This is a genomic window from Marilutibacter maris (assembly GCF_006546735.2).
Lineage (GTDB): Bacteria > Pseudomonadota > Gammaproteobacteria > Xanthomonadales > Xanthomonadaceae > Marilutibacter > Marilutibacter maris.
The window spans coordinates 1-7648 of record NZ_VICD02000205.1 but is presented as its reverse complement, the minus strand read 5'-3'; the positions used below and the strand labels follow the sequence as shown (position 1 = coordinate 7648).

Genomic DNA, 7648 nt, shown 5'->3' with positions numbered 1-7648 from the left:
CAGCGGCAGCGGCAGCGGCTCCGGTTCGGGCAACGGTTCGGGCAGTGGCGCCACGCCGCCGCGATCGACCCTGGGCCAGATGACCGACCGCCTGCTCAGCCAGGCGTCGACCCCGGCGACCACGGCACTGAATCCCCAGATCGTGCAGGCCGTGCAGTTGAGCAATGCCGAGACCACGTCCTATGCGCCTTCGCAGATCGCGATCGGCCCGGACATGATGATCAGTCAGGCGGCGGGCCTGGTCGCGCAGTCGGCGGCCGCGTATTTCGACGGGGTCAGCAAGCTGGCCCTGGCCAGTCAGGGCGTGCTGTTGAAGGACATGACCGAGGCCCTGGTCAGTCAGCAACTGGAGAAGGCGGCCGAGGACGCGGTAGGCGTGCTCGCGACCGACGTGATGATGGGGGCCGCCGCCGCGGTGGCGGCGGCCGCGGGTGCAATGGAGGCGGAATCGGCGAGCTTCGCGATCGACAGGATCGATCAGAGCATCGCCAAGTACGCCGACCTGCTGGCGAATCGTCGTGACAAGGGCTGAGCGCAGCGGGGCGCCGCCACCGACGCACGATGAGGGAGGGTCGCCGCCGCCCGCGGCCGCCGCCGGCCCGCTGCGAAACGCGGTGCTGGAGTTCTCCGAGCGCTATCTCAAGCGCGCGCTGACCGAGGCCGAGCGCGAGACGCTCGACAGCCTGGTCGCAAGCGGCATGAGCATCGCACCACCGGACCCGGGCGACACCGATCCGGTCAGGCTGGTCGTCGATGCGGTGAAGTCGGGGCAGCAGACGATCGACGAGACCCTGTCCCGGGTCCGCGAGGAAGCGGCCAACCACCTCGCGCGCGCCGGCGCGGGAGCCGACAGCGAGACCCATGCGTTGTTGCAGGTGCTGGAGAAGGCCGAGGACCTGGGGGCGCTGCGACCGTCGCGGCTGCAGCCGGGCCAGGCGTCCTCGAACAGCCACGTGCTGATGACGCAGATCGCGGACCGACTGGCCAACCTGGTCAAGAAGGAAGTCGAGTCGCTGTTCCAGTCGCGTTTCGGCGCGCTGGCGCAGCAACTCGAGCAGGCGCTCGCGGCGTTGCCGGGCGCGTCCGCCGAGCCTGTGCAGGCGACCCCCGAAACGCCTGCCGCCGAGCCTGTGCCCGAGCCCGCCCCGCAGGCCGGGAAGTCGTCCGCAAAGGGCCGCAAGGGCGGCTCGGGCACGGGCCGCGGGTCCTGACTCCCAGGGCCGCGGCGGCACCGGAGAAATGCGTCGAGTGTGTTTCACAAAGCTCCGGTGACGACGTTTTTTGAAACGTACGGCAACGGCCGTGCATAACCCCAAGAGGAGTCGAAGCAATGGCATTCCCTACCGCGGTCAACGACCAGATCACCGATGCAGTCACCCAGTCGAACGTCAAGGTCGTGGGCGAGGCCCCGGCCATCGCAATGAGTTCGATCTACCAGACCATGGCGCACTCGACCGGCATCCTGTTCGAGAACGCCGTGTCGGCGCAGCAGCAGCAGAACACGCTGTCGCAGGCCGCCTCCAACCAGGGCGTGATGCAGATCTACACCCTCGACACCACCGCCGCCGCCGGCGCCACCGAGAAGGTCGCGCAGACCGGCGTGGCGGACAACCTGACCAGTCTCTTGACCGTGCTCAACGCATTCCGCTGACCGGTCAGGTCTGATCAGCCGAGGCTGAGCGACCCGGGCAGGAGGGTGATGGCCTGACTGCCCGAGTTTGAGCGTCATTCCCATGGCCGGCATGGCCATACACATGGAGAAGTCAAATGGCATATCCCACCTCCGTCAACAACCAGATCACCGATGCGGTGACCCAGTCGAACGTCAAGATCGTCGGCGAAGCGCCGGCGATGGCGATCGCGTCGATGTACCAGACCATGGCGCACTCGACCGGCATCCTGTTCGAGAACTCGGTGTCGGCGCAGCAGCAGCAGAACTCGCTGTCGCAGGCCGCCACCAACCAGGGCGTGATGCAGATCTACAGCGTCGACACCACCGCCGCGGCGGGCGCTTCCGAGAAGGTCGCCCAGACCGGCGTGTCCGACAACCTGACCAGCCTGCTGACGGTGCTCAAGTCGTTCAGCCCGCAGCAGTCGAAGGGCCTGTAGCCCGGGCGCCCGAAGCGGCGGGCATCACAGTCCACCGGCCGGTTGCGGCCGGGGCCTGAACTGCGCGATGCCGGAACGCTCCGGTATCGCGCAGTCCTTTGCGAAGGAGTCGGAGCGTGGGCCGCGACAGGGCCTGCGCGGATTGCGGCTCCGACGGTCACGGCGCACCGGAGCGCCACTTGCGTGACCGCGATGAGGCCCGCCCCGGGCGGGCCGGAACAGGGGCATCGAGAAGCACTGGGGAAGGAGACATGGACGCGACGACAGAGGCGGCGCAACCGTCGAGGAGTGTGCGGGCGAGGTTCGGAACGGTCGGGGTCGATCCCAGGGCAGGCGGAGCGCGCTCGGGCGCGTTGTCGTCCGCAAGATCGGCAGGCGGCCGTCTCCATGGGTAGTGGCCGCTCACGGGTGCGGGTGGCCGATGACGGAGAGGCGGAGGCACTGCGCGGGCGGCAACTGGCCGCGAGCGCCTTCTTCGAGGGCGTTCCCGAGCGTGTCGTCAGGCACGTCGCGCGGCATGCGGTCGAACGCCGGGTCGAGGATGGCGACACCTTGTTCTTCAAGGGCGATCCCGGCGACTTCATCGCGGTGGTGACCGCCGGCCATCTCTACAAGATCCTGTACGGGCCCGAAGGGCAGGAGCTGATCGTCGACAGCATCGGCCCCGGCGAGAGCGTCGGCGAGACCGCCCTGCTCGACCAGGGGCGGCGCAGCTTCACCACCGTCGCCTACGGTCCTGCCACCGTGCTGGTGCTGGCGCGGCGCCACTTCGGCGCGCTGGTGGCCGAGCCGGCGATGATCGAGCGGGCCTACGCGGTGTTGTGCGCCAGGCTCAGGCGCGCGGTCGACAGCCTCGAGACCATGTGCCTGCATCGACTGGAGTCGCGCTTGGCGCGGCATCTTCTCAATCGCATGGACGATGCCTCGCCGGCGGCGCCCGATCGTTTCGAGGTGACCCTGCCGCCGACCCAGAGCATCCTCGCGGCGATGATCAACGCCAGCCGTCCCAAGCTCAACGCCCAGCTCCAGCGCTGGCACCGGGCCGGGCTGGTGAGCCGGCGCCGCAACACCCTGAGGATCAACGACATCGACCTGTTCCGCTGCAAGGCGCAGCTGGGCTGCCGTTGCGCGGGAACGGTGGTGGCCAGAGGCGGCGACCGTGCCTGAACCGCGCCGGCCCGGTCGGCCGCGCCGTGCGGCCGGATCGCTGCGGCAGGGTCAGTCCAGCAGCGGCTTCAGCGCCGGCCACACGTGGTCGCGCAGGCGGGGCTGGGCCTCGGCGACCGGGTGCAGGTTGTCGTCCTGGAACGCGGAACGGTCCAGCGCGATCGGCTCCAGCAGGAACGGCACGAAGGCCAGTCCGTCGGCCCTGGCCAGCTCCGCATAGTTGCGGGCGAAGCCCTCGGTATAGGCGCGGCCGAGGTTGGGCGGCATCCGCATGCCGATCAGCAGCACGCGCGCGCCGGCCGCCGTCGAAGCCTCGATCATGCGCTCGAGGTTGGCGCGGCTCTGCGTCAGCGGCAGGCCGCGCAGGCCGTCGTTGGCGCCCAGCTCGATCACCACCACCGACGGGCGGTGCCGCCGCAGCTCGCCGGCGATCCGCGAGGCGCCGCCGGCGGTGGTCTCGCCGCTGATGCTGGCATTGACCAGCTTCCAGCCCGGGTGGGTGGTGGCGATCCGGGCCGAGGTCAGCGCGACCCAGCCCTGCGAGGCGGCAAGGCCGTGCGCGGCCGACAGCGAGTCGCCCATCACCAGCACGGTCCGGGTGGGCGCGGGCGCGGCGCGGGCGGCGCCCTGCGCGGCCGCGGCCAGGGGCAGGGCGAGCAGCATCGACAGCATCGCCACCCAGCCGATGGCACATTGAACCCGGCGTGCCGATGCCGCATATCGGGAGGCAGCCACGCGCGTCGTCTTAAAGAACATTTAATCCATGCTCCCGATGATCGAGGTCGGATGATCACGGACACCAGCATAAGGAAGATCATGGCCGATTCCATCGCCCCCCGGACCCCAGCCTCATTCGCGCTTCAGGTCGCCGGGCTGGGCAAGCATGTCGCGTTGCCCTCCGGCGAGCTGACCATCCTCGACGATGTCGGTTTCGACGTCGCCCACGGCGACACGGTCGCGATCGTCGGCGCGTCGGGCTCGGGCAAGAGCACCCTGCTGTCGCTGATGGCGGGACTCGACGTGCCCAGCAACGGCCAGGTCAGCCTCGATGGTGCGCCGCTGTCCGCGCTCGACGAGGACGGCCGCGCCCGGGTCCGCGGCGAGAAGGTCGGCTTCGTGTTCCAGAGTTTCCAGCTGCTGCCCTCGCTGACCGCGCTGGAGAATGTGATGCTGCCGCTGGAGCTGCGCGGCGACCGCGAGGTCGAGGCGCCGGCGCGCGCGATCCTGGAGAAGGTCGGGCTCGGCCAGCGGCTCGGGCACTATCCGCGCCAGCTGTCCGGTGGCGAGCAGCAGCGCGTCGCGCTGGCCCGCGCCTTCGTGACCCGGCCGTCGCTGCTGTTCGCCGACGAGCCGACCGGCAACCTCGACACCCATACCGGCCAGGCGGTGATCGAGCTGCTGTTCGAGCTCAATGCCGATGCCGGCACCACCCTGGTGCTGGTCACCCACGACGACCATCTGGCGCTGCGTTGCCGGCGGCGGCTGCGCCTGGACAGCGGGCGCCTGGTTGCCGACGACATCGTTGCCGACGACCTCCGCGTGAGCGCATGAGGACGTTCGCGCTTGCCTGGCGCCAACTGCGCCGCGACCTGCGCGCGGGCGACGTGCGGATCCTGTTCGCGGCGATGGTGCTGGCCGTGCTGGCGGTCACTTCGGTCGGTTTCGTCACCGACCGCGCCGAGCGCGCGCTGGCGATCGAGGCCAACCGCCTGCTCGGCGGCGACGCGGTGGTGCGCGCCGATGCCCCGATCGGCGAGGAGATCCGCGACGCGGTCGGCCGCAACGGCCTGCGCGGTGCCGAGACGCTGGAGCTCAACAGCATGGTCAGCGTCGGCGAGGGCGAGGCCATGCGGCTGCAGTTGAGCGAGCTGCACGCCCTCGGCGAGGGCTATCCGCTGCGTGGCGCGTTCGTCGTGCGCGACGCCGACGGCGTCGAACGCAGCGCCTCCGGCGGTCCCGCGCCGGGCACCCTGTGGCTGAGCCGCAACGGCGCCGATCGCTTGGATGCCCGCCCCGGCGACATGCTCGGGGTCGGCGACAGCCGGCTGCGGCTGGAAGCGCTGGTGGTGCAGGAGCCGGACGCGTCGATCGACTACTTCAACATCGCGCCGAAGGTGTTCATGAACCTGGCCGACCTGCCGGCGACCGGCCTGGTCCAGGAAGGCAGCCGGATCCGCTACCGGTTGGCGGTGGCCGGCGCGCCAGGCGCGGTCGAGGCGTTCTCCGATGCGGTGCGTCCGGCGTTGGGGCGCGGCCAGCGCCTGCAGACGATCCAGGACGCGCGTCCGGAGGTGCGTTCCTCGCTCGACCGCGCCGGCCGCTTCCTCGGCCTGGCGGCGCTGGTGTCGGTGGTGCTGGCGGCGGTCGCGGTGGCGATGGCCGCGCGCCGCCACAGCGAGCGCCATCTGTCCGGCAGCGCGGTGATGCGCTGTCTGGGGGCGCAGCAACGGACCCTGGCCGCGGTCCACATCGGCGAACTGCTGATGCTCGGCCTGGCCGCCTGCGCGACCGGTGCGCTGCTGGCGTTCGCGTTGCAGGCTGGCGTCGCCCACTGGCTGGCGCGCGCGCTGGAGGTCGACATTCCGCCGGCGACGGTGTGGCCGGTGCTGCGCGGTTTCGCGGTCGGTCTGGTGGTCCTGCTCGCGTTCGGCGCGCCGCCGGTGCTGGCGTTGCGGCGGGTGTCGGCGCTGCGGGTGCTGCGGCGCGATCTCGACCGGGTCGAACCGGCGGCCTGGCTGGTCGCGCTGTCGGGCCTGCTCGGCCTGGCGGCGCTGCTGTGGTGGCAGGCCGGTTCGGCGACGCTGGCGCTGGCGATGCTGGGCGGCCTGCTGGCCGCGTTCGCGGCGCTGGCGCTGCTGGCCTGGGCGTTGATCGTCGTGGTCCGGCGCCTGCGCGGTCGCCTGCGCGGCAGCCTGCGCTACGGGCTGGCCAATGTCAGCCGCCATGCCGGCACCAGCATCGCCCAGGTCGCCGCGCTCGGGCTGGGGCTGATGGCCCTGCTGCTGTTGACCTTCGTCCGTACCGACCTGCTCGACCGCTGGCAGCTCGCGCTGCAGGCGGAGGCGCCGAACCGCTTCATCATCAATGTGCAGGACGACCAGCTCGATGCGGTGCGCGCCTTCATCGCCGAACGCGGCGTCGACGCGCCGACCCTGTATCCGATGGTGCGCGCGCGGCTGGTGTCGCACAACGGCGAGGCGGTCACCGGCGAGGACTACGCCGAGCGCGGCGGGCGCGCCGAGCGCATGGCCGAGCGCACCTTCAACCTGTCGACCGCGGCGGCCCTTCGCGACGACAACAAGGTCACCGACGGCCGTTTCTGGTCGGGCGAGGTCGCCGCGCCGGAGCTTTCGGTCGAAGAGGACTTCGCCCGCGACCTGGGCTGGGAGGTCAGCGACAGGATCGGTTTCGACATCGCCGGGCAGCCGTTCGAGGCGACCATCAGCAGCCTGCGCAGCGTCGACTGGGAGAGCTTCCGCCCGAACTTCTTCGTGATCGCCTCGCCGGGCGCGCTGGACGGCTACCCGGCCAGCCACATCACCGCGGTCAGCGTGCCGCCGGAGCGGACCCGCTTCACCGCCGAGCTGGTGCGTGCGTTCCCGAACCTGTCGGTGATCGACGTCGACGCGGTGCTCGACCAGGTCCGCAGCACCGCCGACCAGGTCTCCACCGTGGTCCGGGTGGTGTTCTATTTCTCGCTCGCCGCCGGCGTGCTGGTGCTGATGGCGGCGGTCACCGCCAGCCAGGACGAGCGCATGCAGGAAGGCGCGGTGATGCGCGCGTTGGGCGGCAGCCGGCGCCAGCTGCGCCTGGCCCAGGCCTCGGAGTTTGCCGCGATCGGCCTGCTGTCGGGCGCGGTCGCGGCGATCGCGGCATCGCTGCTGTCGGGGGTGATCGCGGTCCGGGTGTTCGACCTGCCGTGGCAACCCGACTGGCGGATGGCGGCGGTCGGCGCGGGTATCGGCGTCGCCGCGGCGGTGCTGGCCGGGCTGTTCGCGACCCGCCGGGTGCTGGATGCGCCACCGTCGGTGACCCTGCGCGAGCTGGACAACTGAGGCACGGGGGCCCTCGGCGTCGCGGCGCTCGGGGTCGCGGCGATTTAGAATCGCCGCTCCCCCGCCTTTCTTCCTGCCCATGCGCGACGCCGCCGCGGACGATGCCCTTGCCACCCTGATGTTGCCGTTCGAGGCGGGCCCGTTGTCGTGGCCGGCCGAGGGCGGCGCACTGTTCCTGCGCGCGCGCGACGGCTATCCGCTGCACCGGCAGCCGCGCCCGGGACTGGTCTGCGAGCAGAGCTTCCGCCCCGAGGCCGAGCGCCTGGAGCGCTCCGGGCTGACGCTGCGCGAGGCCGACGGGGACGGCGCCGAGCGCT

8 protein-coding genes and 1 pseudogene are annotated in these 7648 nt (G+C 71.3%); 8 read left to right on the top strand and 1 reads right to left on the bottom strand.

Going from position 1 to position 7648, the window contains the following annotated elements:
- The 5 genes from FKV24_RS11690 to FKV24_RS11670 form a co-directional block, all read left to right on the top strand.
- Nucleotides 1–532: hypothetical protein (locus FKV24_RS11690; protein WP_249041002.1), on the top strand; the 532-nt coding region annotated here is incomplete at its 5' end.
- A gap of 82 nt (nucleotides 533–614) precedes the next feature.
- Nucleotides 615–1211: a hypothetical protein gene (locus tag FKV24_RS11685; RefSeq protein WP_111267598.1), complete on the top strand. Its 597-nt coding sequence runs from the start codon at nucleotides 615–617 to the stop codon at nucleotides 1209–1211.
- A gap of 119 nt (nucleotides 1212–1330) precedes the next feature.
- Nucleotides 1331–1651 carry a RebB family R body protein gene (locus FKV24_RS11680; RefSeq protein ID WP_111267597.1) on the top strand — a complete coding sequence of 107 codons (321 nt, stop codon included), beginning with the start codon at nucleotides 1331–1333 and terminating at the stop codon, nucleotides 1649–1651.
- 116 nt (nucleotides 1652–1767) lie between these two features.
- Nucleotides 1768–2109: a RebB family R body protein gene (locus tag FKV24_RS11675; protein ID WP_111267596.1), complete on the top strand. Its 342-nt coding sequence runs from the start codon at nucleotides 1768–1770 to the stop codon at nucleotides 2107–2109.
- A gap of 387 nt (nucleotides 2110–2496) precedes the next feature.
- Nucleotides 2497–3276 (top strand): Crp/Fnr family transcriptional regulator, encoded by a 780-nt coding sequence (locus tag FKV24_RS11670; RefSeq protein WP_170288291.1) that lies wholly within the window; start codon nucleotides 2497–2499, stop codon nucleotides 3274–3276.
- A 51-nt stretch (nucleotides 3277–3327) separates the two neighbouring features.
- Here FKV24_RS11670 and FKV24_RS11665 read toward each other — a convergent pair whose 3' ends face one another.
- On the bottom strand, nucleotides 3328–3948 hold the full coding sequence (locus tag FKV24_RS11665) for an arylesterase (RefSeq protein ID WP_343200239.1): 621 nt from the start codon (nucleotides 3946–3948) through the stop codon (nucleotides 3328–3330).
- A gap of 144 nt (nucleotides 3949–4092) precedes the next feature.
- On the opposite strand from FKV24_RS11665, the gene FKV24_RS11660 reads away from it, so the two are divergent.
- The 3 genes and pseudogenes from FKV24_RS11660 to FKV24_RS11650 all read left to right on the top strand — a co-directional run.
- Nucleotides 4093–4827 carry an ABC transporter ATP-binding protein gene (locus tag FKV24_RS11660; RefSeq protein ID WP_111268186.1) on the top strand — a complete coding sequence of 245 codons (735 nt, stop codon included), beginning with the start codon at nucleotides 4093–4095 and terminating at the stop codon, nucleotides 4825–4827.
- A complete protein-coding gene (locus tag FKV24_RS11655; RefSeq protein ID WP_141482502.1) occupies nucleotides 4824–7331 on the top strand; it encodes an ABC transporter permease in 2508 nt (835 codons plus the stop codon). Before FKV24_RS11660 ends, FKV24_RS11655 begins: the two co-directional genes overlap by 4 nt.
- A 79-nt stretch (nucleotides 7332–7410) precedes the next feature.
- Nucleotides 7411–7648 (top strand): annotated as a pseudogene (locus tag FKV24_RS11650) (class I SAM-dependent methyltransferase); the annotation flags it as partial.